The following is a 23834-nucleotide window of genomic DNA, read 5'->3' on the forward strand; positions in this document are numbered from 1 at the left end:
GCGCGATTTAGCACCGCCGCCCGGCGGCCGCCGGGGTGATGTGAACAACGCTCGTCCGGGGCTGGGCGGATACCGCCTGCGCCGCGCTGACAGAATAGGATCCGCCGTGACCACCTCATACCGCACCGCCGGCGCCCCGTACCCGCAGGACGCCCCGGTCTCCCAGGCTCTGTTCGACCGCGCCCAGGCCATCGTGCCCGGCGGGGTCAATTCACCCGTGCGTGCGTTCCGGGCCGTCGGTGGGACACCACGGTTCATGGCACGCGGCGAGGGTCCGTGGCTGTTCGACGCCGACGGCCGGCGCTACGCCGACCTGGTCTGCTCGTGGGGTCCGCTGATCCACGGGCACGCGCACCCGGAGATCGTCGCCGCGGTCCAGGCCGCCGCCGCCCGGGGCACCAGCTTCGGCACCCCCACCGAGGGTGAGGTCGCGCTGGCCGAGGAGATCGTCCGGCGTACCCCGGTCGAGCAGGTGCGGCTGGTCAACTCCGGCACCGAAGCGACCATGACGGCGATCCGACTGGCCCGCGGCTTCACCGGCAAGTCCAAGATCGTGAAGTTCGCCGGCTGCTATCACGGACACGTGGACGCGCTGCTCGCCGCGGCTGGCTCCGGCGTCGCGACGCTGGGGCTGCCCGATTCGCCCGGGGTGACCGGTGCGGCGGCGAGTGAGACGATCGTCGCGCCGTACAACGACGTGGCCGCGGTGGAAGCGATCTTCGCGGCGCAGGACGACATCGCCGCGATCATCACCGAGGCGGCGCCCGGCAACATGGGCGTGGTGGCGCCGCGGGACGGCTTCAACCAGCGGCTCGCCGAGATTGCGCACGCGAACGGCGCGCTCCTCATCATCGACGAGGTCATGACCGGCTTCCGGGTGTCCGCGGGCGGCTGGGCCGGCCTCGAACCCGTCGACGCCGACCTCTACACGTACGGAAAGGTCATGGGTGGGGGTCTGCCCGCCGCGGCCTTCGGCGGTCGCGCCGAGATCATGTCTCGGCTGGCTCCCGCCGGCCCGGTCTACCAGGCCGGCACGCTGTCCGGAAACCCGCTGGCCTGCGCGGCCGGGCTGACCAGCCTGCGCCTCGCCGACCAGGCCGTCTACCAGCGCCTCGACGACGTTTCCGCGACCATCGGCAAGCTCGCGTCGGAGGCGCTGACCGCGGCCGGCGTGGCGCACCGCCTCGCGTACGCGGGCAACATGTTCTCGATCTTCTTCACCGACGCCGACGTGCACGACTACGACTCGGCGAAGACGCAGGACGCGGCCGCCTTCAAAGCGTTCTTCCACGAGATGCTCAGCCGCGGCGTCTACCTGCCGCCGAGCGCGTTCGAATCGTGGTTCGTGTCGACGGCCTTGACCGACGAAGCCCTGGAGACGATCGGCGCGGCACTGCCCGAAGCGGCCCGTGCCGCCGCGGCAGCGGGAGGTAGCAATTGAGTCAGCCGACGAAGACCACCGTGCACGTGCTGCGGCACGGCGAGGTGCACAACCCCGCGAAGATTCTGTACGGCCGCCTGCCCGACTTCCACCTCTCCGAGCTGGGCCACCAGATGGCGAAGGCCGCCGCCGAGGTCCTCGCCGACCGCGACATCACGCACGTCGTGGCGAGCCCGCTGGAGCGCGCCCAGGAAACCGCCCAGCCGTTCGCCGAGCAGTTCGGGCTGGAGATCGCCGCCGACGTCCGGCTGATCGAGAGCGCCAACTTCTTCGAGGGTAAGAAGGTGTCGGTCGGCGACGGCGCGTTCAGCAACCCCCGGCACTGGTGGGTGCTGCGCGACCCGATCACTCCGAGCTGGGGCGAGGCCTACCTGGTGATCGCGCAGCGGATGTTCGCCGCGGTGCAGGCCGCCCGGGTCGCCGCCGAGGGCCACGAAGCCGTCTGCGTGTCCCACCAGCTGCCCATCTGGACGCTCCGCCGCTATGTGGAGAAGAAGCGCCTGTGGCACGACCCGCGCAAGCGGCAGTGCGGGCTCGCCAGCCTCACCTCGATCCGCTTCGAGGGCGCGAAGGTGGTCGGCATCGACTACTCCGAGCCGGCCGCCGCCCTGATCGCGATGTCGCCCGGTGCCGGGTCCGCCAAGGGGGCGTGACGGAGTGCACCGAGCGCAGCGAGGGCCGCGACGGCACGCCGACAGCGAGCACAGCCTGACCGCAGTGCCTCGCCGGGTTGCGGCCGTCCTGGTTGCTGCCGCTCTTGCCGCCGGTGTGCTCTCCGGCTGCGGTGGCGAGGAGAGCTGGGAGAAGAAGTGCACGACGAACGCTGACAACGTCATCGAGTGCGCGCCTGACCAGCGACCTGAGGCCCGCGAGGTCACCGGCGAACTGTTGACCGGCGGCACCTACGACATCAGTCAGGACCGCGGCAAGGTCGTGGTGGTCAACTTCTGGGGATCCTGGTGCAGCCCGTGCCGGGCCGAGGCGGACGACCTCGAGGGCACCTACCAGGCGACCAAGGCCAAGAACGTCACGTTCATCGGGGTCAACTCGCGCGACGACAAGGACTCGGCGAAGGCGTTCGAGCGGGGCCGGGTCACCTACCCGAGCATCTTCGACCCGAACGGCAGCGTGGCACTGAAGTTCGACGTCACCCAGGTGAGCACCCCGGCGACGCTGATCCTCGACCGGCAGGGCCGGATCGCGGCGGGCATCCGCGGCGCCACCACCATCGCCGTCCTCCAACCGGTGGTGGAGCGGATCGCCGCTGAGAGCAACGGCTGATGGGGGACTTCTTCGCGGACACCGCACAGAGCGGACCGCTGCTGCTAGCCGTGGTGACCGCCGCCATCGCCGGGTTGGTCAGCTTCCTCTCGCCGTGCGTACTGCCCCTCATTCCGGGCTATCTGTCCTATGTGACCGGTCTGGCCGGATCTGACCTGGACGCCACGGAGACAAAGCGGGTCAAGGGTCGGATCCTGGCCGGCACCAGCCTGTTCGTGCTCGGCTTCGCCGTCGTCTTCAGCCTGGGGGCAGCGCTGGTGTCGAACATCGGCATCACGTTGCAGACCCACAAGCGGATGCTCGACATCGTGCTCGGCGTCCTGGTCATCGTGCTCGGCATCGCTTTCCTCGGGCTCATCCCCGGCATGCAGCGCGAGTTCCGGATCAGCTGGCTGCCCAACGCCGGCCTCCTCGGCGCGCCCGTTTTCGGCGCGCTGTTCGCGCTGTCCTGGATCCCCTGCACCGGCCCGACGCTCGGGGTGGTGCTCGGCCTGGCCGCCCGGGCCGGGGAGACCGACCGTGCGGTCACCCTCGCGCTGGCGTACAGCTTGGGGCTGGGTGTGCCGTTCGTGCTCTTCGGGCTCTTCTTCCGGCGGCTGCTGGGCGTCTTCGCGGCGGTGCGCCGCAACAGTCGCTGGGTCACCCGGATCGGCGGCGCCATGCTGATCATCGTCGGGATCGCGCTGGTCACCGGCGGCTGGAACAGTTTCCTCACCTGGCTCCTCGTCCAGTTCCCCGTGGTCGAGACGCTGCTGTGACGATCGTCGAGGAGCGTCCCGTGCCCGCTGCCGCACCGCCGCCGCGCCGGCCGAACCGCGCGTGGGCGTTGCTGCGTAACTCGTGGCGGCAGCTCACCAGCATGCGTACGGCCCTGGTGCTGCTTTTCCTGCTGGCCGTCGCCGCGATCCCCGGCTCGGTGCTGCCGCAACGGCCGCTCGGCGAAGAGAACGTCGCCGGCTACTTCCGGGAGCACCCCGACCTCGCGCCGGTCCTGGACCACCTCGGCGCCTTCGACGTGTACGCGTCGCCCTGGTTCGCCGCGATCTACCTGCTGCTGTTCACATCGCTGGTCGGGTGTGTGCTGCCGCGGTTGGTGGACCACGTGCGGGCGCTGCGCACCGTACCCCCGGATGCTCCTCGGCGGCTGGAGCGACTGCCGCAGTTCGCCGCGGCAGCAGAGCGCGACGACGATCCGGCCGCGGCTGTGCAAGCCGCAAAGGCGGCGCTGCGCAAACGCCGGTTCCGGACGGTTGTGCGCGAGGGCGCCGACGGCACCTGGACGGTGTCGGCCGAAAAGGGCTACCTGAAGGAAACCGGCAACCTGCTCTTCCACCTGGCCCTGCTGCTGGTCCTGGTCGGCGTGGGCTTCGGCCACTGGTACGGCTGGCACGGCAACCGCCTCCTGGTGCAGGGCTCGGACCAGGGCTTCTGTAACTCGGTCACGCAATACGACGAGTGGACGCTCGGCCCCCGGATCGACGCGGCTGACCTGCCGTACTTCTGCCTGCGGCTGCGCGACTTCACGGCCGCGTTCGAGCCCAGCGGCCAGCCGAAGGTCTTCAACGCCGCAGTCGACGTGCAGGACCGGCCGGACGGTGCCTGGCGCGCGAGCAGGTTCACGGTCAACGACCCGTTGCGGCTGTCGGGGGCGAACGTGCACCTGCTCGGCCACGGCTACGCGGTGGAGCTGCGTTACACCGACCGGTACGGCGCCCAGCAGACCAAGGTCGTCCCGTTCCTGCCCCGCGACGGCATGTTCACCAGCGAGGGCGTCGCCCAGTTCCCGGACGTCAACATCGCTCCGAAGACGGACAAGCGCGACGACGCCCTACAGATCGGCTTCGAAGGCGTGTACGTGCCCACGGTGGACCCGAACGGCGGCCCGGCCTCGGTGTTCCCCGCCGAGAACAAACCGGTGCTGTTCCTCAGCGCCTACCGCGGCAACCTCGGTCTCGACGCCGGCCTGCCCGGCTCGGTGTACGCGCTGGACCAGGTGCAGATCGCGAACGGCAAGCTCAAGAAGGTCAGCGGGGAGCGGCCGCTGCGGCTCGTGCCCGGCGAGTCCACGACGCTGGACGACCACACCGTGGTGGAGTTCGTCGGCACCCGGCCGTTCGCCACCCTGTCGGTCCGATCCGACCCGGCGCAGCCATTGGTCCTGGGCGGCGCGATCGCCGGGCTGCTCGGGCTGATGCTGTCGCTGGGCGGTCGCCGGCGGCGGCTATGGTTCCGCGTCAGCCCGCGCGAGGGGTCCGGTAGTTTGATGGAGGCCGGTGGCCTGCCGCGCACCGACTATCCGGGCTTCGACGAGGAGTTCGAGCAGATCGTGGGCGCGGCCCGCGGTCATCGGGAAGGGACGCCGTGATGGCGGAGTTGTCGAATCAGTTGATGGCCCTCACGGTCCTCGCCTACCTGGCCGCCATGGTCTGCCACGCCGCCGAGTACGCCTTCGGCAACAAGAGCCACATCGGCCGCGCGGCCACCCGCCAGCTCGTCGGCGCCGGCGCACCCGTGGAAACCGTCGAGGCCCCCGCGCCAGCGGCCGTTCCGCAGCGCGACCGCGGGCTGCTCCTCGGGAAGATCGGGCTCGCCCTCACCTGGCTCGGCTTCGCGCTGCACCTCGGCGCCGCGACCACCCGCGGCATCGCGGCGGACCGCATGCCCTGGGGCAACATGTACGAGTTCAGCCTGGTCGTGACGCTGGTCGGCGCCGCGGTGTGGCTGGGCGTGGTGACCCGTAAGCCGGCCCTGCGCCATCTCGGCCTGTTCGCCACGCTGGCGCTGGTCCTGCTGCTCGGCGTGGTCGGGCTGGTCGCCTACACGCCGGTGGGTCCGCTGGTCCCGGCCCTCAAGTCGTACTGGTTCATCTTCCACGTCTCGACGATCAGCGTGTCCAGCGGCATTCTGCTCATTGGTGCGGTCCCGGCCGCGATGTTCCTCATCCGGACCGGCTACGACCAGGGCAAGCGCAACTTCCCCTACTCGCTGGGCGAGAAAGCCCCGGCCGCGGCGGTGCTGGAGCGGCTGACCTTCCGCCTGCACGCGTTCGCGTTCCCGCTGTTCACCTTCGGTGCGCTGATCGCCGGGCCGTTGTGGGCCGAGGCGTCGTGGGGCCGCTACTGGGGCTGGGACCCCAAGGAGGTCTGGGCGTTCATCTCCTGGATCGTGTACGCCGCGTACCTGCACGCCCGGGCCACCCCGAGCGTCAAGCGGTCGGTCGCGACCTGGATCGCCCTGCTCGGCTTCGCCACCATGCTGATGAACCTGTTCGGCGTCAACCTGTTCGCCGGCGGCCTGCACAGCTACGCCAACGCGGGCTAGCGCCGCCGGGTTTTCCCGGGGCCGGTTTCGGCGGGGCAGTCGCCGGCGGTCCAGGTGTCCCAGCGGGTGATCCAGTTGAGGCAGAAGCCGCCGCCGCGCTGCTGGGCCACGTCGGCGCTGAGCGTTGCCACGTCTTCGCGCCAGAACCGGCCCTGACCGCCGCCGGCCGGGCGCAGCTGCACGTTGTCGACGGTCACCGGCGGCACCCGCAGCCGGGCTGCCTTGCCGGAGTCGACGTGCACCTCGACGTACTGCTCGACGTACGCGCTGGTGCCGATGGGCAGCTTCTGGGCAGTGAGCAGGTTCCAGCGGTTGTTCCACCACAGCCAGGCCTGCCACACACCGTTCCCGTCGGTGTGCAGGTCCAGCCACAGCTTGTCGCCGGGCTTGAGCCGGTACTGGCCGTAGAACTGCCAGGTCTTCGTGTTGGTGTTGAACGTGTAGATGGTCTGGCGACCCTGTCCCGCCCAGCCGGTCTCCGCCCAGCCGGCTTCCAGCCAGGCGATGTTTCCGCCGCCCAGGTCGCGCTTGACCATGAACCGGCTCGCCACGAAGTCGTACGTGTTGCGCCGTACCGCTCCGTCGACCACCGCGAGTCGGCCGGCGACTCCGCTCCACTCGCCGCCGGTGCCGGCGCCGAGGTGGTGGTAGCCGCTGGGGGTGGCGGTTTCGCGCATCCGGTCCAGCCGGACGCCGGATTCGAGCACCCGGGCCGAAGCCTGGCAGGCGTTCTTCGCTTGGGGTCCGGCCGGACCGGTGGGAGCCTTCGTGGATGCCCCGCCGGCTGGGCACACCGGCAGCCGCCCACTCTGGTGCGAGGATGCGGGTGCGGCGATCGCCACGCCCGTGATCAGGCCTGCCAGCGCACACATCCGTGCGAAGCCCCGCAACTTCACGCCGCCATCTCCCTGCGAATGTGTCGCACCTAATCAACCGCTGACTCAACGCCGGGCGAGATCACCGAGTGACGGGTGACAGACTGGGGGCATGGCTGCGAAAGGCTTTCCGTACCCCGATCTGCAGAGCTTCATCTCGGCGTTGGAGGCGGCGGGTGAGCTGCGCCGGGTGCGCGTGCCGGTCGATCCGACGCTGGAGATCAGCGAGATCGTGACTCGCACGGTCCGGGCCGGCGGCCCGGCCCTGCTGTTCGAGAAGCCCACTCGCGGTGAGATGCCGGTCGTCGTCAACCTCTTCGGTACGGAGAAGCGGATGGCGATGGCACTCGGCGTCCAGGCGCTGGACGAGGTCGGTGACCGGATCGGCGCGATGCTGAAGCCGGAGTTGCCGGTCGGCTGGTCCGGCATCCGCGAGGGCATCGGCAAGGTGTTGCAGCTCAAGTCGCTACCGCCGAAGAAGGTCAAGACGGCCCCGTGCCAGGAGGTCGTGCTCAAGGGCGACGAGGTGGACCTGGACCGGGTGCCCGGCCTGCGGGTGTGGCCCGGCGACGGCGGCATCTTCCACAACTACGGCCTGACGCACACGAAGGACCCGGAGACCGGCAAGCGCAACCTGGGTCTCTACCGCCTGCAGCAGCACTCGAAGAACACGCTGGGCATGCACTGGCAGATCCACAAGGACTCGACCGCCCACCACGCGATCGCCGAGCGCCGCGGCGAGCGGCTGCCGGTGGCGATCGCGATCGGCTGCGACCCGGTCGTCAGTTACGCGGCCAGCGCGCCGCTGCCGAGCGACATCGACGAATACCTGTTCGCGGGCTTCCTGCGCGGCGAGCGGGTCGAGATGGTCGACTGCCTCACCGTGCCGCTGCAGGTCCCGGCGGAGGCGCAGATCATTCTGGAGGGTTACCTGGAGCCGGGGGAGCGCCTGCCCGAGGGCCCGTTCGGCGATCACACCGGTTTTTACACCCCGGTCGAGCCGTTCCCGGTGCTGCACATCGAGTGCATGACCATGCGGAAGAAGCCGATCTACCACTCGATCATCACGTCGAAGCCGCCGCAGGAGGACCACGGGCTCGGCAAGGCCACCGAGCGCATCTTCCTGCCGTTGCTGCGGATGATGGTGCCGGACATCGTCGACTACGACATGCCCGCGGCCGGCGTCTTCCACAACTGCGTGATCGTCTCGATCCGCAAGCGCTTCCCCAAGCACGCCCAGAAGGTCATGAGCTCGATCTGGGGCGCCCACCTGATGTCGCTGTCGAAGCTCATCGTGGTGGTGGACGAGGACTGCGACGTGCACGACTACCACGAGGTCGCGTTCCGGGCCTTCGGCAACGTCGACTACGACCGCGACCTCTTCCTCACCACCGGCCCGGTGGACCACCTGGACCACGCCTCCTACCAGCAGTTCTGGGGCGGCAAGGCGGGCATCGACGCCACCCGTAAGCTGCCCACCGAGGGATACACCCGCGGCTGGCCGGAAGAGATGACCATGGCGCCCGAGGTGGTCTCGCTGGTGGACAAGCGGTGGAAGGAATACGGCATATGACGGCGGTCGCGTCCGCACCCGAGCAGCCGGGCAAGGTCAAGGCGTTCCTGCGGCTGGTCGCCATCGAGCACTCGGTGTTCGCGCTGCCGTTCGCCTACCTCTCCGCTGCCGTGGCGATGGACCGGGCCGGCTCGGTGAACTGGCTCGACCTGCTGCTCATCACGGTCGCGATGGTGTCCGGGCGCACGTTCGCCATGGCCGCGAACCGGATCCTCGACCGGAAGATCGACGCGCTCAATCCGCGTACGCAGAACAGAGAATTGGTCACCGGCGCGGTGAGCCTGCGGACGGCCTGGACCGGCGCCGCGATCTCGCTGGTGTTCCTGTTCCTCGCCGCGGGCCTGCTGAACTGGCTGTGCCTGCTGCTGTCGCCGCTTGCGGTGCTGCCGCTGATCATCTACCCGTACGCGAAGCGATTCACGAACTTCCCGCACTACGTCCTGGCGCTCGCGCAGTCGGTCGCGCCGGTCGGGGCTTGGCTGGCGGTCACGGGCACGTTCGAGGGCTCCGGCCCGGCTTGGCTGCTCGGCGTGGCCGTGGGTCTGTGGATCGGCGGCTTCGACCTGATCTACGCCTGCCAGGACGCCGAGGTGGACCGGCAGATCGGCGTGCACTCGACGCCGTCACGGTTCGGTGTGCCGTTCGCGCTGCACCTGTCGACCGTGACGCACGTGCTGACGTTCGGGCTGTTCGTGTGGTTCGGCCAGGTCGTCGGACTCGGCTGGCTGTGGTGGATCGGGCTCGCGCTGACCGGTGCGGCCTTCGTCTACCAGCACATCATCGTGACGCCGACCGACCTGTCGAAGGTCAACCGGGCGTTCTTCACGGCGAACGGTTTCGTGGGCATCGCGCTGTTTGTCTTCGCCCTGCTCGATCTCGTCCTGCATTCTTGAGCGATGCGCACTCCGTGGATCATCGGCGTCTCCGGGGCCTCCGGCACGCCGTACGCCCGAGCCGTCCTCGGCGCGTTGCTCGACGCGGGCGAAGCGGTGGACCTGGTGATCTCCCGCGCAGCCCGGCTCACCCTGCTCGACGAGACCGGGGCGACCGTGCGGGACGCGCACTGGAAGGACGACGTCGGCGCCTGGCTGGGCCGTGACCTGGGGAACGCCGACCTGGCCTACTGGCCCGCCGGTGACCTGGCCGCCGGACCGAGCAGCGGCTCGTACCAGGCGTTAGGCATGGCGGTGGTCCCGGCCAGCACGGCGGCCTGCGCGGGCATCGCGATCGGGCTCTCGAAGGACCTACTGCAGCGAGCCGCCGAAGTGAACCTCAAAGAACGCCGGCGTACGGTCGTCGTCCCGCGCGAGACCCCGGTGACCCGCAGCCACCTGGAACATCTGATCGCCCTGCACGATGCGGGAGCGGTAGTCCTACCGGCGTCGCCCGGCTTCTACGGCTCGGGCGCCGACGCGACGGCAGGACAGCTCGTCGACTTCGTAGCGGGCAAGGTTCTTGACGCACTGGGCGTGCCGCACGAGCTCTTCACGCGGTGGCGGGGAGAGCTAGGTGGCGGTGGCGGCAAGAACTAGCGCAGTCCGTTGGGTGGGCCGTAGCCCGCGCCCGGATTCACCGGGCCGGTGTTGCGGGGGCGATTAGCCGCATCGTCCTCGCGCATTTCCTCGACGACGCCATCGCCCTCGAGCAGTGCGCGTACCTCTGACTCCCGGAACCGGCGGTGGCCACCCGGAGTCCGGATGCTGCCGATGCGTCCAGCTGCTGCCCAGCGCGTTACGGTCTTGGGGTCGACCCGGAACAGCGCGGCAACCTCCCCTGGCGTCAGCAGTCGATCTCCTGTGTCCACGGCCCTCTCCCTGCGTCGTTGTGGAGCGCCGGCGGTCACGGTGCGTGTTCGGCGTGCTCGATCGGGACGTACAGCCATTAGAGCATCGGGAAAAACAGCAAGTCGCTGAAATGCGGAAAAAGCCCTGATTGCGACGTTGACCATTATCCTGGCTCGGCCGGGCGGTGGTTGCCCGCTACCGGGCGTGAACTACCCGGACGGGTCGCACTAACCTTTGAAGCCATGGACGCCATCGACCTGCGCCTGATCGACCTGCTACGGGACAACGCCCGTTCTTCCTACGCCGAACTGGCCCGCCAGGTCGGCCTATCCGCCCCGGCCGTACACGAACGCGTGGGAAAGCTGGAAGCTGCGCGGACCATCCGGGCATACCGGGCCGAGATCGAGCCCGAGTCCGTCGGCCTCGGCGTCACGGCACTCATCGGCATCATCGAAGACTCCGGCGCCGACACCGACGACGTGCTCGCCGCGCTGCGGATCATGCCCGAGATCGAGTCCTGCTACTTCATGGCGGGCGTCGAGTCTTATCAGCTCACCGTCCGGGTCGGCACGATCGCCGAGTTGGAGCAGCTGATCGTGCGGATCAACCGCACCGCCGGGGTGGCCTCCACCCGCACCGCCATCGCGCTCTCCGCCAAGTGGGAGAACCGGCCCCAACCGGGCCGCGACCCGGCGGTAGGTTGAGATCCATGGTCCAACTTGACCGGGGCGACGCCGGCATGCGGGCCTGGGCGAGCGACGCCATCGCCCGGGTCGAAGCCGACGCCAACCGCTCGGCAGACACCCACCTGCTGCCCTTCCCCCTGCCACCCGCGTGGGGCATCGACCTTTACCTCAAAGACGAGAGCTCCCACCCCACCGGCTCCCTCAAGCACCGTCTGGCCCGCTCCCTTTTTCTGTACGCCCTCTGCAACGGCTGGATCGGCCCGGACACCCCGGTCGTCGAGGCGTCCTCCGGCTCCACCGCGGTCAGTGAGGCGTACTTCGCCCGGATGCTCGGCCTCGAATTCGTCGCCGTCATGCCGGCCAGCACGTCGCCGGAGAAGATCTCGCTGATCGAGTTCCAGGGCGGCAAATGCCACCTCGTCGACGACCCGACCACGGTCGTCGCCGCCGCACAGACGCTCGCAGCCGAGCGCGGCGGACACTTCATGGACCAGTTCACGTACGCCGAACGGGCCACCGACTGGCGCGGCAACAACAACATCGCCGAGTCGATCTACGCCCAACTGGCCCTGGAACGCCACCCCGAACCGGCCTGGATCGTGGTCGGCGCCGGCACCGGCGGCACCAGCGCCACCATCGGCCGGTACGCCCGCTACCAGCGGCTCGCCACCCAGCTGTGTGTGGTGGACCCGGAGGGATCGGCGTTCTGGCCCGCGTACCAAAGCCAAGATTGGACGATCTGCACCGGTCGTGGCTCGCGCATCGAGGGAATCGGGCGCTCCCGGGTCGAGCCGTCCTTCCAGCCGTCCGTGGTCGACCGCATGATCCACGTGCCGGATGCGGCCTCCCTGGCCGCCATGCGGGCCGGCTCCGCCGTGCTCGGTCGCAAGGTCGGCGGCTCGACGGGCACAAACCTGTGGGGTGCCTTCGCGGTGATCGCGGAAATGCTCGCCGAGGGACGCAAAGGCTCCGTGGTGACCCTCATCTGCGACGGCGGCGAGCGGTACGCCGACACCTACTACTCCGACGAGTGGGTGCAGTCCCGCGGCATGTCCCTGGACCAGCCGCTAGCCACCATCGACAACTTCCTGACCACGGGGGAGTGGCAGCCGGCCGTCCCCGGGGCGGCGTCGCACATATAGACCTGGGAGGATGGGTGCCGCATCCCGATCCACCCTTCTAGGAGCGGCCGTGTCTCCCGGCGACGACGTCACCACCGCGGGCGGTTTCGTGCCCGCCCCGCGTGCGCCGCACCCCATCGAGCTAGCCGACCTGCCGCCGCTCGCCCTGGTCCCCGGCGCAGCGCCGCTGCCGCTCCCACCCGCGCCGCCGCGCCGCCGCAGCAAACTCGTGCTCTTCGGAGTGCTCGCCCTGGCCGCTGCCGTGGGCGTCGGTGCCGGTGCCGCCTATGTCGCGCAAACCGAACCCCTCGAGACCGTGGCCGTAGCCGCACCGCCGAAGCCGACACTCACCCCGTTCGAGCAGGCGAACCTGGCCCTCAAAGAGCACGCCGCGGCCCTGCTCCGGGGCGACGAGGCGGGCTGGCTGGCCCCGGTCGACCCGCGCCAACCCAAGCTGCGCGCCCGCTATCGCACGATGTTCCGGTCGCTGCGGGCGCTCGGCGTGGAGCACTTCGCGTACCGGACCACCATCCACAACAGCAAAAGCGACAGCCTGGGCATCTTCGCCGACGTCGAGCACTGCTTCACCGGCGAGAACTGTGAGCGCAGCACCGACTCGGCCGGGCCGCCCACCTCAGCCCAGACGCTCAAATTCAAGATCGTCTCCGGTCGCTGGCTCATCACCTCGGTCAACACCACCCGACGCGACCAGGACCGGCAGCCCGCCCCCTGGGAGAACAACGAGATCGTGACCGTCCACGGCCAACGCGTCACCCTGGCCGGCATACCCGCCGAGCAGAAGAACCTGCAGCGGCTCCTGCCCATCGCCGAGCGAGCCGCCACGGTCAACGACCGGTACGCCAGCCTCGTCGGCAACCCGCAACAGCGCTACCGCATCTACCTGGCCGGCCCCAAACACTGGAAATCCTGGTACGGCGGCATCACCGACGAGTGGGTCGTCGGCTACGCACTGCCCCGCAACCAGGCCGGCAGCGACGTCGTGCTGAACCTCGCCAAACTAGAAAACGACGATGAACTCCTCGCCACCACGGTCCAACACGAGCTAGCCCACGTCGTCACCGTCGGCCGGGTACGCCACTCAGCCCGCAGCCGCAACGACATGTGGCTCAAAGAAGGCATCGCCGAATACATCGCCTGGCACCCCCGCCCCGCCACCGCCAGCTGGCGCAGCTCCGCCGTCAGCTCCGCCGTCCACAGCAGCCGGCCACCCACTACCATCGCCGCTGCCGCCCTGGGCGACAACGCCGACAACGACGACGGCGACACCTTCTACGGCCTGAGCCACTACGCCGCCGACTGCCTCGCCACCAAATACGGCGAACGCGCCCTGTTCACCTTCGTCCGGCTTTATCTGCGCGAAGACCGCGACCTCGACCCCGCCGCGCAAGAAGCCTTCGGCAAACCCTTCGCAGCCGTCGACCAGACCTGCATGAACTGGATCCGCGACCGAGCTTAAAGCTCCGCGCCTCAGAGCCGCCGCGTACACAGGCCGGGATAGTCCAGCACGAAACCATCAGCATCCACGGTCAGATCGGCGCTGAACGTCTCGTTCGCGAACCGCACCCGCCCAGCGTCCAGCATCGTGTAGATCTGATCCGCCAGCACCACTTCCAGGCTGGGCAGCAGCACCCACGCCACCCGTACCCGATGCGCCACCCCCGGCTCGGCCCGCAGCAACCCCAGCCGCCGAATCGGCAACGTGTTGGTCAGCGGCGACCCGGTCAGATCCACATCAAAGACACCCACCAACAGCTCGGGCTCCTCAGCACCGGGCAGCCCGGCACTCGGATGCCCCGCAGCGGTCAAAGCCGCGTCCAGGTCACCCTCTTCCGCGGCGGTCACCCCCGCTGCAGAGATAGTCACCGTACGGACCCAGCCCTCGCCCGCGGCCCGCACCTCACAAACCGTCGTGAGCCACTCCGCATCAGTGCGGATCTCATAGGTGGCGGTGTACGGAATCGGATCGACCGCCAACGCCACCCCGCGGGCGTGCAGGCCCCTCCGCACGTCAACCAGCACGTGCTCGGCACCGGTGGTGTCCCGGCGCTCCCAGAACAACGAACCCGGCAGGACGGACATGAGTCCGGCATACCCGCCCGACGCGGACCGGAACCACCGGCTCGGAATGCTCGGAATGCTCGGAATGCGAAAAAGGGCCCCCGTGGGGAGCCCTTTCTCAAAGGATCTATCTGCTCAGCTGCGGCCGTTGCCCGGCTGATCCACCTGTGTGATCAGTGGGAGTGAGCCGGGCGGCCCTGGTAGCGGCCATTGCCCGGCTCGCGCCGGTCGTTGCGGCCGCCGTCACGGCGGAAGCCGCCACCCGGACGGTCACCGGCGTTGCGCGGGGAACCATAGCCGCCGCGGTCGCCTTCGCTGCGGGGCCGGTCGCTGTAGCTGCGGGGGCGGTCGCCCTCGCTGCGCGGCCGGTCACCTTCGCTGCGCGGCCGGTCACCTTCGCTGCGCGGCCGGTCACTGAAGGTGCGCGGCCGGTCACCTTCGCTGCGCGGCCGGTCACTGAAGGTGCGGGGGCGGTCGCCTTCGCTGCGGGGCCGGTCGCCGTAGGTCCGCTCGCCACGCGGCCGGTCACCGTAGCTACCCCGGTCGCTGTAGCCGCCGCGGTCACCTTCGCCGCGGGGCCGGTCGCTGTAGCTGCGGGGGCGGTCGCCTTCGCTGCGCGGCCGGTCACTGAAGGTGCGGGGGCGGTCGCCCTCGCTGCGGGGCCGGTCGCTGTAGCTGCGGGGGCGGTCGCCTTCGCTGCGCGGCCGGTCACCGAAGGAACGGTCGCGGTCGCCGTAGCTGCGCGGCCGGTCGCCGTAGCCACGGTCCCGGTCGCCGTAGCCACCGCGGGGACGGTCAAAGCCGCCACGCTGCGGGCGGTCGCCGAAGCGGCGCGGGCGGTCCCGGTCGCCGCGCTCACGGCGGGGCTCCGGCTCGTTCCGCACCGGCACACCGCTGGGCTCGCGCGCACCGGTGACCTCGGCCAGCTTCTCGTCGCCGAGCCGCACGCGCAGCTCGGCCGGCGCGACGCCTGCCTTCGTCATCATCGCCTGGGTGCTGCGACGCTGCTTGGGCAGCACGAGCGTCACCACGGCACCCGACTCGCCCGCGCGTGCCGTGCGACCGGCCCGGTGCAGGTAGTCCTTCGGGTCCTTCGGCGGGTCCACGTGCACGACCAGCGAGATGCCGTCGACGTGGATGCCGCGGGCGGCGACGTCGGTGGCGACCAGCACGTTTGTGCGGCCTTCCTTGAATTCGGCCAGCGTGCGGGTGCGTACCCGCTGGGTCTTTCCGCCGTGCAGCGCACCGGCGCGCACACCCACGGCGGCGAGCTGCTCGACCAGCCGGTCCACGCCCATCTGGGTCCGGGCGAAGACGATGGTCTTGCCCGCCCGGTTGGCGATCGACGCGGTGATCGGGAACTTGTCGTGCGGCGGGATCAGCAGCAGGTGGTGGTCCATGGTGGACACGCTCGCCTCGGCCGGGGCCGTCGAGTGCGTCACCGGGTCGTTCATGAACCGCTTGACCAGCGTGTCGACGTCACCGTCGAGCGTCGCCGAGAACAGCAGGCGCTGCGCGTCCGCCGGGGTCTTGGCGAGCAGCTCGGTGACCTCGGGCAGGAAGCCCATGTCAGCCATCTGGTCGGCCTCGTCGAGGACGGTCACCTCGACAGCGTCCAGCTTGCAGGCGCCCCGCTCGATCAGGTCGCCCAGCCGGCCCGGCGTGGCAACGATGACCTCGACGCCGCGGCGCAACGCGTCCATCTGCCGGTCGTACGGCACGCCGCCGACGGCGGTCTTCAGGAAGACCCCCACGGACCGGCCCAGCGGCATCAGTGAATCGGCAACCTGCATGGCCAGCTCCCGGGTCGGCACCAGGATCAGGGCCTTGGGGAGGTGCGGCAGCGCCCGGCCACCCTGGGCGACGCGGGCCAGCAGCGGCAGGCCGAACGCCAGGGTCTTGCCGGAACCGGTCTGACCGCGGCCCAGCACGTCGCGCCCGGACAGCGCGTCGGGCATGGTCGCGGCCTGGATTTCGAACGGGGTGGTGATGCCCTCGCGGTTGAGCACGCGGACCAGCTCGGCGGGGAGGCCGAGGTCGGCGAAGCTCTTGGTGGCCTCAACGATCGCGGCGTCGAGGTCGGCGGCGACTTCGGCATCGAAGTCGCCGGGAACAACCTCCGCAGCGGTCTCGGTGGCGGCGACCTCCGTGGCGGCGACCTCCGCAACCTCATCCGCTGCGCTCTCGACCGCGAAGGTCTCGGCGGTAACGGTCTGTGCGGGCGCGATCTCCGCGGCGTCGTTCATGATGGCGGCGGACGCGGTGGTGTCCGCGTTCTCAGCGCCGGTCGCGGCGGTGTCAGGGGTGGTGCGTTCGTCGTTGCTGACCGTCGTCTTCTCGACGCTGTCGGCGGTGTCGAAGACGGACGGGAACGTGCTGGGATCAGCGAAAGTGGTCAAGAGAACCTCTCTACGGGGGCGCATGCTCGCGAATGGCCCGCCGCGGCTGTCCTGAGCCTGCCGCTGAATTGCCCGCAAGAACGCCCGTGGCGTGCTCCAGAAGGGCACGCCAGGTCAATTACTGCCATCAGTGTACGGGCCAACGTCGCAGACACTGCCCGCATTCCGCACCGGTAGTGGGCAGACTCACCCTCGGCGCAACCTCGCCAGCTTAGGCGTGCACCGGCCCGTGGGCAACCTTCAGGAGAAGACTCCGCCGATCATGTCGCTGAACGCGTCCCCGACAGTGAACAGAAAAACGATGCTCGCACCGACAAGGAACACCAGCACGGCCAGCATCGCCACAACGACCTTGACGTTGCTGTTCTGCTGAGTCTCCGGCCCGTCCCGCCAGCCCTGGGCCAGGATGTGGCCGGTCAGCGATCCCGAGTTCTCCACCGCGTTGGTCATGATCGGCATCGTCATGTCCACCGGCGCGTAGTCGGCCAGACCGCCGTACACCGTGCCCTCGCCGCGCTGATGCGGGACGCCCTGTCCGGAACCTGACCCATACGTCGAGGGTCGCGCGGACGGGCTATCCCCGGGCGGGTTACCTCCGCCGAACGGCTGCCGGGTGCCGCCCGATGTGCCTACCCCGTACGGGGCGGGCGGCTGCGGCAGCCCAGTCGCTGCGAACGGCATCGTTGCCTCGCTCTGCCCGGCCCCGGAACCGCCCGCCCCCAGCGCGTTCGCCCCGTGGACCGCTCCCTGAGCGGCAAACGGCATCGTGACGTCGCTCTGCGCGGTCCGCTGAGCGTTGATAGGCATGGTCGGGTCGATGTGCGGGGTCCGCTGAGCGGTGATGGGCATGGTCGGGTCGCTCTGCGGGCTCCGTTGTGCCGAGATGGGCATAGTCGGGTCGCTCTGGGGCGCCCGCTGTGCACCGAACGGCTTCGTTACCTCGCTCTGCGTACCGAACGGCGTGGTGACGTCGTTCTGCGCCGGGCTTGGCGAGGCCGATGGCGCGGCCCCATTTCGGACTGACTCTTGCGCCGCGAACGGCGTCGTGGCCTCGTTGGAGGAGGCAGGCTTCGCGCCGAGCGGCGTAGTGGCCTCTTCATCTGACTCCGCACCGCCGTGGCCCGGCTTTTGCGCGGCCAGCGGTGCGGTGGCGTCGTCTTGAGCCGGGGCCTGCGGGGCAGACGGCGTGGTGGTGGCGCCTTGGGCCACAGCCGGTGAGGCGAGTGGTGTGGTGGCGTCGTCCTGAGCCGGGGCCTGCGCGGTGAGTGGTGTGGTGGCGTCGCTGTGGGCCGGGGCCTGCGCGGTGAGTGGTGTGGTGGCGTCGCTGTGGGCCGGGGCCTGCGCGGTGAGTGGTGTGGTGGCGTCGTCTTGAGCCGGGGCCGGGGCCGGGGCGGCGAAGGCCGATGCGGCGCTGCTCTGGGTCGGTGGGACCGTGTAGGTGGGCAGACCGGTGCCTGCCGGGCGACCCGGATTGACCGGCACGGACGGCGCCGGAGACTTCGACGCGGCGGCGTCAACTGTGGCCGTGGGCTCGGCGCTGGCCGGAGCACTCGAAGGTGCGACGGACGTGCTTGCCGCGGCAGCGGTTTCGCTCGTAGCAACAGGGAAGCCCGGCGGGGCCGGGAACGGCGCCGGGGGCGGGCCGGGCACGGGCGACGGACCAGGTCCTGGCGGTACCGGGTGCGGCCCCGGGGCGGGCGGTACCGGGTGCGGGCCCGGAGCGGGCGGCACCGGCGAAGGACCGGGAGGCGGCGGCACGGGGTCCGGTCCCGGAGCGGGCGGCACCGGGTCCGGAGCGGGCGCGGGAGGAACTGGCTTCGGCGCGGCCGGGTCGGGGGCAGGCGACGGCGTCGGGAATGGCGCCGGCTCGGGCCGGGTTGGCTTGGGCGGTTCCGGCTTGGCGGGCCGCGGCTCAGGAGTCGACGGTTCCGGCAGGTCAGGCTCGGCGGCCTGCTCTGTCGGCACGTCACGCTCGGAATCGTTCGACCCGGCCGGCTGCTTTGCCGCCTTGTCCGGGTCGGCCTCCGAAACGCCAACCGGCTCCGCTGTGGTTTCCAGCTCGGCGTCGCTCGCGGTGGGAGCGTCGATCTTCGCGACAGCCGCCTCGACGATCGTTGCCGGCTCGGCGTCGTGGGCGCTAGCGGCCGTGCTGTCGGTCGGCTCCGGGTCGGTGTTCTGGGTGCTGGCCGGCTCGATATTGGTGACCAGGTTGGGGCCCGGTGCGCTGGCCGGTTCCACCTCGGGACTGGGTTTGACCTCGGCCGGTGTGGCGGCTGGCGTGGTTTTGTCGCCCGAGTCCGGGTCTGCCTCGGTGCTGGTCTGCTCGGCGTCGACCTTGGGGCTGGCTGGCTCCTCGACGATGCGAGTGCCGTAGACCTTGGCCTGGCCGTTGCGGGCGCCGGAGCCCGGCACGGAAGCCCGGGCTGCAGAGCCGCTCATTCCGGCGGCACTGACCGGCGTGGCCGAGCCAGCGGGCTTGGCCGTGCTGCGGGGGAAGAAGGCCGAGCGGTCCACCGGCACGGACGCTCGGCCGGCACCGCCGCTGACCGGCGCGGATGCGGATCCGGAATCCCGCTTGGCGGTCGCACCCCCCGGCACCGCGGCAGCCCCGCTGGCAAAGACAGCCTTCGCCGGCGCCGCGGCGCCAGGCACAGCCGCCGACCCCGATACCGGAGCCGCCGAAGGAGTCGCCCCGGACGTCGGGGCTGCGGAAGGAGTTGCCCCGGACGTCGGGGCTGCAGAAGCCGACCCCGATACCGGAGCCGCCGAAGGAGTCGCCCCGGACGTCGGGGCTGCGGAAGGAGTCGCCCCGGACGTCGGAGCTGCAGGAGCCGACCCGGATACCGGAGTCGGTGAAGGGGTCGACCCGGGCGCTGCGGTGGCCGAAGGAACAGCCGCCGACCCTGAAACCGGTGCCGAAGCGGTCGCTGAGCGGGAACCGGTGCCGGCGGGTGTCCAGAGGGCGCCTTCGGGAGGCGGTGGTGGGAGCTGGTAGCCCTGGGGTTCGGAACCATCGGCGGGGGTCCGTGCAGCGGGTGGGCGGGTGCCCTCGCTGGCCGGTGCCGCCTGCTGTTCGTCCATGGGACCCTCCCGATCGCCGACCACCCGGTGTGGCGACGTCACTAACGGACGCCGGGCAAGCCGGATGCCGGGCGTTCGCCCCTACCGTGCCACATCAGCGCTCGTGAGCACACCCGGCGTCCACCGGTTGCGAGGTAAAGATCGGGTCTGAGCTCAGCCGTTACCGGATTGTTTCGCTTCGGCGGCCTGGACGGCGGAAGCGGACGGCTCCGCGGTGCGTGCTCCGGCCGCCGAGGCACTAGATTTCGCCGCCGCGGCCGACGCAGACGAGGACGCCGATGCCGAGGACGCCGATGCCGAGGCCGCCGCCGTGCCAGTCGGCGACGCGTCAGCCGAGCCCGACGCCGGTGCAGATGCGTCGGTGGAGCCCGAAGGCGGGTTGCTGCCGCCCGCGGGTGGCTCGCCGGAGGTAGGCGGCTCACCCGTGTTGTCGGGCTCGCCAGTCGGGGATGGCTCCCCGGTGGTCGGCTGACCAGGAGTGGACGGCTGACCCGGTGTAGACGGCTGACCAGGAGTGGACGGCTGACCAGGAATGGACGGCTGGCCGGGAGTAGACGGCTGACCCGGAGTAGAAGGCTGACCAGGAGTGGACGGCTGACCCGGCGTGGACGGCTGACCCGGCGTCGAAGGCTGGCCCGGAGTGCCGGGCTGGGTCGGGTCGGTCGGCTTGGTGGGGTCGGTCGGCTTGGTGGGGGTGTGGGTGCTCGGCTGTTCCGGGTCTGGTTTGCCGAGGTTGGGGCCTTCGACCTTGCCTTCGACGGAGCCGTAGACGCGGGTTGCCGCGAAGAGCTGGGTCCAGCGCATCGGGGTGAGCATGACGTCCATGCCGGCGCGGGGGGCTTCGATCATCATGCCCTTGCCGGCGTACATGGCGACGTGGTGGATGGTGGTCCAGCTGGAGGTGGTGTTGAAGAAGAGCAGGTCGCCGGGGAGCAGGGAGTAGCGGTCGACCGTCTTGCCGCGGGTCTGGAAGTACTGGTCGTTGGCTACCCGGTTGAGCGGGAAGTTGCCGGCGGCGTCGGAGCGGTACGCGTAGTACATGAGTCCCGAGCAGTCGAACTGGTCCGGGCCTTCCTCGGACCACACGTACGGGTCGCCGCGCTGGGCCAGGGCGATCTGGAGTGCGGCGATGGCCCGGGGGTCGGCGCCGCGTCCGGCGTTTTCGCCGGCCAGGTAGTCCGTGCCGGCCTTGGCGTCGATGGCGGCCTGGACGGATTCGGCGGCGTTGAGCTCGACGGCGTGTTTCTGCTCGAGCTTCTGCTGGGCGGTGGTCATCTTGCCGAGGGCGGTCTTTCGCGCGGCGTGGTCGGCGGTGACCGTGTCGAGCTTGGCCCGGAGGTTTGCCTGCTCGGTGATGGCTGTCGTGTGCGCTGCCTGGACGATGCTGAGCTGCCGGCTGGCGGCCTGCTCGGTGGCGGATTGCCCACGCTGGAGGCGGGCGAGGGAGTCGAGGTCTTGCAGGCCGGATCCGAGGGTGCCGGGCGGCAGTGCGGCGGCGTCGCGTACGGAAGAAATTGCCGCCGAAGCGACCTCTTGCTCGGCTGCCGTGACCGCGGTCTTGGCTTGCAGGATCTTTTGTTCGGCGGTGGCGAGCTGGGTGCGGGTGAGCGCGAGGTCTTCGTCGAGTTTGGCGAGCTCTTCGCCCTTGGTGGCGATCGCGGCGCGGCCGGCTTCGATTTTCCTGAGGATCGGGCTGCTGGGCACGCCGGCGGCGACCGGAAGGGTGGTTGCCGGGGCCGGTGTGCTGGTGCCTGGGCGCTGGCCGGGCAGGGTGATCGTGCCGGTGGCGATCGGGCGGGAGCCGGTGTCGGGCACGGCGGCTGTCCCGCCCGGAGGTGTCACCGGCACGGCGGCGGCCGGGATCGGGGTGAACAGGGCGGCGATGGCGGTGGCGGTCGCGGCTGACATCGCGAGCGGACGCCACCAGGGGCGTGCCTGACCTGCGACTCGCCGTGCGGCCTGCCTCAACTTCGCCATGCGCTCCCCGTTCGTGAACGGTCCTCGTCCGGCGACTGCCGTCCTTACCCACAGCCGCCGAAGGCGGGCTGCTGTTTTCCCCTTAAAGGTCTTACCGCAAGACCTGTACCGCTGTCGATCGGTTCGCGGATGTGAGGATTCTGAGAATGGATGTACGGACCTTGGGAAAGCGTAGGGGTTTCGCGTGAGCTGCGCCGCCCCGTAGCGGACACGCGCGGCGTTCTGTCGGGGGCAGGACGTACGCTCGACCCACCGCGAACGTGAGGGGAACCCAGATGGATGTCGGACTGAAGCGTGAGCTGGAGGCCAAGGTCTACGCCGGCGAGCGGCTGACGCGCGAGGACGGCATCGCCCTCTACGAGACCGACGACCTGGCGTGGCTGGGCCGGCTGGCGCACCACAAGCGCACCGATCTGAACGGTGACCGGGTGATGTTCAACGTCAACCGGCACCTGAACTTGACGAATGTCTGCTCGGCAAGCTGCGCGTACTGCTCTTTCCAGCGTAAACCGGGTGAGAAGGATGCGTACACGATGCGCATCGACGAGGCCGTGCGGAAGGCCAAGGAGATGGAGGATGAGCAGCTCACCGAGCTGCACATCGTCAACGGGCTGCACCCGACGCTGCCCTGGCGCTATTACCCCAAGGTGTTGCGCGAGCTGAAGGCGGCGCTGCCCAACGTCAAGCTCAAGTGCTTCACCGCCACCGAGGTGCAGTGGTTCGAGAAGATCAGCGGCCTGGAGGCCAGCGAGATCCTCGACGAGCTGATGGACGCCGGGCTCGAGTCGCTGACCGGTGGCGGCGCCGAGATCTTCGACTGGGAGGTCCGGCAGCACATCGTCGACCACGCCTGTCACTGGGAGGACTGGTCGCGGATCCACCGCCTGGCCCACCAGAAGGGCATGAAGACCCCGGCGACCATGCTGTACGGCCACATCGAGGAGCCGCGGCACCGGGTCGACCACGTCATGCGCCTGCGCGAGCTGCAGGACGAGACGGGCGGGTTCGCCGTGTTCATCCCGCTGCGCTACCAGCACGACTTCGTGGACTCGGCGGACGGCAAGATCCGCAACCGGATCCAGGCGCAGACCACGATGGCGGCGCCGGCCGAGTCGCTGAAGACCTTCGCGGTGTCCCGGCTGATGTTCGACAACGTGCCGCACGTGAAGTGCTTCTGGGTCATGCATGGCCTGTCTGTGGCGCAGCTCTCGCTGAACTTCGGCGTCGACGACCTGGACGGCTCGGTGGTCGAATACAAGATCACCCACGACGCCGACTCGTACGGCACGCCGAACACCATGCACCGCGACGACCTGCTGCACCTCATCTGGGACGCGGGCTTCCAGCCGGTCGAGCGCAACACCCGCTACGAGGTGGTCCGGGAGTACGACAAGCCGACTCCGCTGGCCGAGCGCCGCAGTGAGCCGCAGCAGGTGTGGGCCTGAGAGTCATGACGGAAACTCGCAGTGTGCGCCGCCCGCGCCGGGACGCGGACGGCCGGTTGACGACCGCGCAGGACCTGCTGGGAGTGGCGCTGGCCGGCTTGGTCGCCGGCCTCGTCGTGCTGCTGATTTTCGAGGGCGTGATGTCGCTGCTCCGGGTTTCCGAGTTCGGTGGCGCGAGCGGGTGGATCGCTGTGGTGCTGCCCGTGTGGCTGTTCACCGAGGAGTTCCGGGCGGCCGGCTATGGCGCGTACAGAATCGTGGTTGCGGCTTTGGGTGCGGGCTTCGGCGTCGCGGTGGGCATGACCCTCGCGAATCTGGTCGCGCCGATCTTCCCGGCGCTGGTCAGCGGGGCGGTCGGGGCGCTCGGCCTCACCGTGGTCTACTGCCTGGTCTGGTTCTACGGTTTGCGGTGGTTGAGCCACCGGGCCGGCTGACAGGAGTTCGTGATGAGTCCCGCTCTCAAATACACGCTCGGCCGCTTCGGCCTGTTCGTCGTGGTCTTCGTGATGCTGCTGCCGGTGCCGCTGCACATCCTGGTCCGGGCCATGATCGCGCTGGTCGCCTCGGCCGCGTTCTCCTACTTCCTGCTCGCGAAGTGGCGCACCGAGATGGCCGAGCAGCTGGGGGGCGTCGCGCAGCGGCGCTCCGCGGAGAAGGTCCGGCTGCGCGCCGCACTGGCTGGTGACGAGGAGGCGGCTGCCGCGGGAGACCGGGCCACCCCGGCGACAGAGAAGGGCTGACGTCATCACATCGCGGTAGGGGCAACTTGGC

At 70.1% G+C, this 23834-nt stretch carries 22 protein-coding genes; 16 read left to right on the forward strand and 6 right to left on the reverse strand.

Going from position 1 to position 23834, the window contains the following annotated elements; translation table 11 throughout:
* The first annotated feature begins 106 nt into the window (after nucleotides 1–106).
* The 6 genes from hemL to ccsB all read left to right on the forward strand — a co-directional run bounded on the left by hemL (nucleotide 107) and on the right by ccsB (nucleotide 6043).
* Nucleotides 107–1441 carry a glutamate-1-semialdehyde 2,1-aminomutase gene (gene hemL / locus ACIA1L_RS17255; RefSeq protein WP_396073703.1) on the forward strand — a complete coding sequence of 445 codons (1335 nt, stop codon included), beginning with the start codon at nucleotides 107–109 and terminating at the stop codon, nucleotides 1439–1441.
* Entirely contained in the window at nucleotides 1438–2094 is a 657-nt protein-coding gene (locus ACIA1L_RS17260; RefSeq protein ID WP_396073704.1) for a histidine phosphatase family protein, read from the forward strand. The genes hemL and ACIA1L_RS17260 overlap by 4 nt, the downstream gene beginning before the upstream one ends.
* A 64-nt stretch (nucleotides 2095–2158) precedes the next feature.
* Entirely contained in the window at nucleotides 2159–2722 is a 564-nt protein-coding gene (locus tag ACIA1L_RS17265; RefSeq protein WP_396073705.1) for a TlpA family protein disulfide reductase, read from the forward strand.
* A complete protein-coding gene (locus ACIA1L_RS17270) occupies nucleotides 2722–3480 on the forward strand; it encodes a cytochrome c biogenesis CcdA family protein (protein ID WP_396073706.1) in 759 nt (252 codons plus the stop codon). Before ACIA1L_RS17265 ends, ACIA1L_RS17270 begins: the two co-directional genes overlap by 1 nt.
* Entirely contained in the window at nucleotides 3477–5087 is a 1611-nt protein-coding gene (locus ACIA1L_RS17275; RefSeq protein WP_396073707.1) for a cytochrome c biogenesis protein ResB, read from the forward strand. The genes ACIA1L_RS17270 and ACIA1L_RS17275 overlap by 4 nt, the downstream gene beginning before the upstream one ends.
* On the forward strand, nucleotides 5087–6043 hold the full coding sequence (ccsB, locus tag ACIA1L_RS17280; protein ID WP_396073708.1) for a c-type cytochrome biogenesis protein CcsB: 957 nt from the start codon (nucleotides 5087–5089) through the stop codon (nucleotides 6041–6043). The genes ACIA1L_RS17275 and ccsB overlap by 1 nt, the downstream gene beginning before the upstream one ends.
* Here ccsB and ACIA1L_RS17285 read toward each other — a convergent pair.
* Nucleotides 6040–6939, reverse strand: a complete 900-nt coding sequence (locus ACIA1L_RS17285; RefSeq protein ID WP_396073709.1) for a hypothetical protein — start codon at nucleotides 6937–6939, stop codon at nucleotides 6040–6042. The genes ccsB and ACIA1L_RS17285 overlap by 4 nt on opposite strands.
* 91 nt (nucleotides 6940–7030) lie before the next feature.
* Between ACIA1L_RS17285 and ACIA1L_RS17290 the strand changes: the two genes are divergently transcribed.
* From ACIA1L_RS17290 to ACIA1L_RS17300, 3 genes are read left to right on the forward strand one after another with little or no spacing between them, the layout of a single operon-like run.
* Nucleotides 7031–8491 carry a menaquinone biosynthesis decarboxylase gene (locus ACIA1L_RS17290; protein ID WP_396073710.1) on the forward strand — a complete coding sequence of 487 codons (1461 nt, stop codon included), beginning with the start codon at nucleotides 7031–7033 and terminating at the stop codon, nucleotides 8489–8491.
* Complete coding sequence (gene mqnP / locus ACIA1L_RS17295) at nucleotides 8488–9384, forward strand: menaquinone biosynthesis prenyltransferase MqnP (protein WP_396073711.1); 897 nt, start codon at nucleotides 8488–8490, stop codon at nucleotides 9382–9384. The genes ACIA1L_RS17290 and mqnP overlap by 4 nt, the downstream gene beginning before the upstream one ends.
* A 3-nt stretch (nucleotides 9385–9387) precedes the next feature.
* The gene (locus ACIA1L_RS17300; RefSeq protein ID WP_396073712.1) at nucleotides 9388–10023 is read left to right on the forward strand and encodes a UbiX family flavin prenyltransferase; all 636 of its coding nucleotides are present in this window, start codon (nucleotides 9388–9390) and stop codon (nucleotides 10021–10023) included.
* On the opposite strand, the gene ACIA1L_RS17305 is transcribed toward ACIA1L_RS17300, so the two are convergent.
* Nucleotides 10020–10295, reverse strand: coding sequence for a BldC family transcriptional regulator (locus ACIA1L_RS17305; protein WP_396073713.1), 276 nt, complete (start codon nucleotides 10293–10295; stop codon nucleotides 10020–10022). The genes ACIA1L_RS17300 and ACIA1L_RS17305 overlap by 4 nt on opposite strands.
* Before the next feature lie 222 nt (nucleotides 10296–10517).
* Between ACIA1L_RS17305 and ACIA1L_RS17310 the strand changes: the two genes are divergently transcribed.
* From ACIA1L_RS17310 to ACIA1L_RS17320, 3 genes are read left to right on the forward strand one after another with little or no spacing between them, the layout of a single operon-like run.
* Complete coding sequence (locus ACIA1L_RS17310) at nucleotides 10518–10979, forward strand: Lrp/AsnC family transcriptional regulator (RefSeq protein WP_396073714.1); 462 nt, start codon at nucleotides 10518–10520, stop codon at nucleotides 10977–10979.
* 5 nt (nucleotides 10980–10984) lie between these two features.
* A complete protein-coding gene (locus ACIA1L_RS17315; RefSeq protein ID WP_396073715.1) occupies nucleotides 10985–12103 on the forward strand; it encodes a PLP-dependent cysteine synthase family protein in 1119 nt (372 codons plus the stop codon).
* A gap of 49 nt (nucleotides 12104–12152) precedes the next feature.
* Nucleotides 12153–13559: a hypothetical protein gene (locus ACIA1L_RS17320; protein ID WP_396073716.1), complete on the forward strand. Its 1407-nt coding sequence runs from the start codon at nucleotides 12153–12155 to the stop codon at nucleotides 13557–13559.
* Between the two features lie 11 nt (nucleotides 13560–13570).
* Here ACIA1L_RS17320 and ACIA1L_RS17325 read toward each other — a convergent pair whose 3' ends face one another.
* The 3 genes from ACIA1L_RS17325 to ACIA1L_RS17335 all read right to left on the reverse strand — a co-directional run bounded on the left by ACIA1L_RS17325 (nucleotide 13571) and on the right by ACIA1L_RS17335 (nucleotide 18999).
* Nucleotides 13571–14182: a putative glycolipid-binding domain-containing protein gene (locus ACIA1L_RS17325; RefSeq protein ID WP_396073717.1), complete on the reverse strand. Its 612-nt coding sequence runs from the start codon at nucleotides 14180–14182 to the stop codon at nucleotides 13571–13573.
* A 152-nt stretch (nucleotides 14183–14334) separates the two neighbouring features.
* A complete protein-coding gene (locus ACIA1L_RS17330) occupies nucleotides 14335–16560 on the reverse strand; it encodes a DEAD/DEAH box helicase (RefSeq protein ID WP_396073718.1) in 2226 nt (741 codons plus the stop codon).
* Between the two features lie 240 nt (nucleotides 16561–16800).
* Nucleotides 16801–18999 carry a hypothetical protein gene (locus ACIA1L_RS17335; protein ID WP_396073719.1) on the reverse strand — a complete coding sequence of 733 codons (2199 nt, stop codon included), beginning with the start codon at nucleotides 18997–18999 and terminating at the stop codon, nucleotides 16801–16803.
* 19 nt (nucleotides 19000–19018) lie between these two features.
* Here ACIA1L_RS17335 and ACIA1L_RS17340 point away from each other — a divergent pair, with 19 nt between their 5' ends.
* Nucleotides 19019–19555 (forward strand): hypothetical protein, encoded by a 537-nt coding sequence (locus ACIA1L_RS17340; RefSeq protein ID WP_396073720.1) that lies wholly within the window; start codon nucleotides 19019–19021, stop codon nucleotides 19553–19555.
* 239 nt (nucleotides 19556–19794) lie between these two features.
* Here ACIA1L_RS17340 and ACIA1L_RS17345 read toward each other — a convergent pair whose 3' ends face one another.
* Nucleotides 19795–21549, reverse strand: a complete 1755-nt coding sequence (locus ACIA1L_RS17345) for an NlpC/P60 family protein (protein WP_396073721.1) — start codon at nucleotides 21547–21549, stop codon at nucleotides 19795–19797.
* Between the two features lie 344 nt (nucleotides 21550–21893).
* Between ACIA1L_RS17345 and mqnE the strand changes: the two genes are divergently transcribed.
* Genes mqnE through ACIA1L_RS17360 form a run of 3 tightly spaced genes read left to right on the forward strand, consistent with a single transcriptional unit; the run spans nucleotide 21894 to nucleotide 23803 of the window.
* On the forward strand, nucleotides 21894–23063 hold the full coding sequence (gene mqnE / locus ACIA1L_RS17350; RefSeq protein WP_396073722.1) for an aminofutalosine synthase MqnE: 1170 nt from the start codon (nucleotides 21894–21896) through the stop codon (nucleotides 23061–23063).
* Between the two features lie 5 nt (nucleotides 23064–23068).
* Entirely contained in the window at nucleotides 23069–23497 is a 429-nt protein-coding gene (locus ACIA1L_RS17355) for a hypothetical protein (protein WP_396073723.1), read from the forward strand.
* A 12-nt stretch (nucleotides 23498–23509) separates the two neighbouring features.
* The gene (locus tag ACIA1L_RS17360; protein ID WP_396073724.1) at nucleotides 23510–23803 is read left to right on the forward strand and encodes a DUF4229 domain-containing protein; all 294 of its coding nucleotides are present in this window, start codon (nucleotides 23510–23512) and stop codon (nucleotides 23801–23803) included.
* The last annotated feature ends 31 nt before the right edge of the window (nucleotides 23804–23834 follow it).

It is taken from the genome of Actinoplanes sp. NPDC051859 (assembly GCF_044452725.1).
GTDB lineage: Bacteria > Actinomycetota > Actinomycetes > Mycobacteriales > Micromonosporaceae > Actinoplanes.